At 70.0% G+C, this 1,450-nt stretch carries 1 protein-coding gene; it reads left to right on the top strand.

From position 1 onward, the window contains the following. Positions 1-188 precede the first annotated feature (188 nt). Positions 189-1,415, top strand: coding sequence for a phosphoserine phosphatase SerB (gene serB, locus ABZ281_RS49215; RefSeq protein ID WP_356665351.1), 1,227 nt, complete (start codon positions 189-191; stop codon positions 1,413-1,415). The last annotated feature ends 35 nt before the right edge of the window (positions 1,416-1,450 follow it).

Genomic DNA, 1,450 nt, shown 5'->3' with positions numbered 1-1,450 from the left:
CTCCTCCCCCACCGCCACGGAAACCGCGCGGTGGGAAATGATCAGCGAGGGCGCGGGACCGCGTACCGGTACGTGGCGGTGTACCGGCACGCAATGTTCACGCCACCGGCGGGACATGCAGTGTTCGCTGTCCGCCAGACGGACCTCGGGGGCGGTGTGCCCCGCCCGCCGGATACGGTGGAACCACCATGAGCGCTTCGCAGACCTCGTCTTCCGACGTCCCTGCCGACGTCCCCACCCTCCTTGTGAAGATCTTCGGCAAGGACAGGCCGGGCATCACCGCCGGCCTCTTCGACACCCTCGCCGCCTACTCCGTCGATGTCGTCGACATCGAGCAGGTCGTCACCCGTGGCCGGATGGTGCTGTGCGCGCTCGTGACCGAGCCGCCCCCCAACCTGGAGGGCGATCTGCGGGCGACGGTCCACAGCTGGGCCGAGTCGATGAAGATGCAGGCGGAGATCATCTCCGGCCTCGGCGACAACCGCCCGCGCGGGCTGGGCCGCTCCCTGGTCACCGTGCTCGGGCACCCGCTCACCGCCGAGGCGACGGCCGCGATCGCCGCCCGGATCACGAAGACCGGCGGCAACATCGACCGTATCTTCCGGCTCGCCAAGTACCCCGTGACCGCCGTCGAGTTCGCCGTCTCCGGCGTGGAGACCGAACCGCTGCGCACCGCACTGGTGACGGACGCGGCACGGCTCGGCATCGACGTGGCGGTCGTCGCCGCAGGCCTGTACCGGCGCGCGCAGCGCCTGGTCGTCATGGATGTCGACTCGACGCTGATCCAGGACGAGGTCATCGAACTGTTCGCCGCGCACGCCGGCTGTGAGGACGAGGTCGCCGAGGTGACGGCGGCCGCGATGCGCGGGGAGCTGGATTTCGAGCAGTCCCTGCACGCCCGCGTGGCGCTGCTGGAGGGGCTGGACACCTCGGTCGTGGACAAAGTGCGCAGCGAGGTGCGGCTGACGCCGGGCGCCCGCACACTGATCCGTACGCTGAAGCGGCTCGGCTACCAAGTCGGTGTCGTCTCGGGCGGCTTCACCCAGGTCACGGACGATCTGAAGGAGCGGCTCGGGCTGGACTTCGCTCAGGCCAACACCCTGGAGATCGTCGATGGCAGGCTGACGGGCAAGGTCACCGGCGAGATCGTCGATCGTGCGGGCAAGGCCCGGCTGCTGCGCCGGTTCGCCGCGGAGGCGGGTGTGCCGCTGTCGCAGACCGTGGCGATCGGTGACGGTGCCAACGATCTGGACATGCTGAACGCGGCCGGTCTCGGTGTCGCCTTCAACGCCAAGCCGGTGGTGCGCGAGGCCGCGCACGCCGCGGTGAACTTCCCCTTCCTCGACACGGTCCTGTACCTGCTGGGCGTCACGCGCGAAGAGGTCGAGGCGGCGGACACCCTCGACATCGTCTGAACCGGGATCGGTCGGACAGGGCCCGGCGCCGCACC

It is taken from the genome of Streptomyces sp. NPDC006265 (genome assembly GCF_040613555.1).
GTDB lineage: Bacteria > Actinomycetota > Actinomycetes > Streptomycetales > Streptomycetaceae > Streptomyces.
Note: the sequence above shows the minus strand (reverse complement) of the source record. Positions and strands in the feature narration are given on the sequence as shown.

Bases quoted from the DNA above. Each gene is read 5' to 3' on its own strand.
- serB (WP_356665351.1), top strand. From the start codon at position 189: ATGAGCGCTTCGCAGACCTCGTCTTCCGACGTCCCTGCCGACGTCCCC.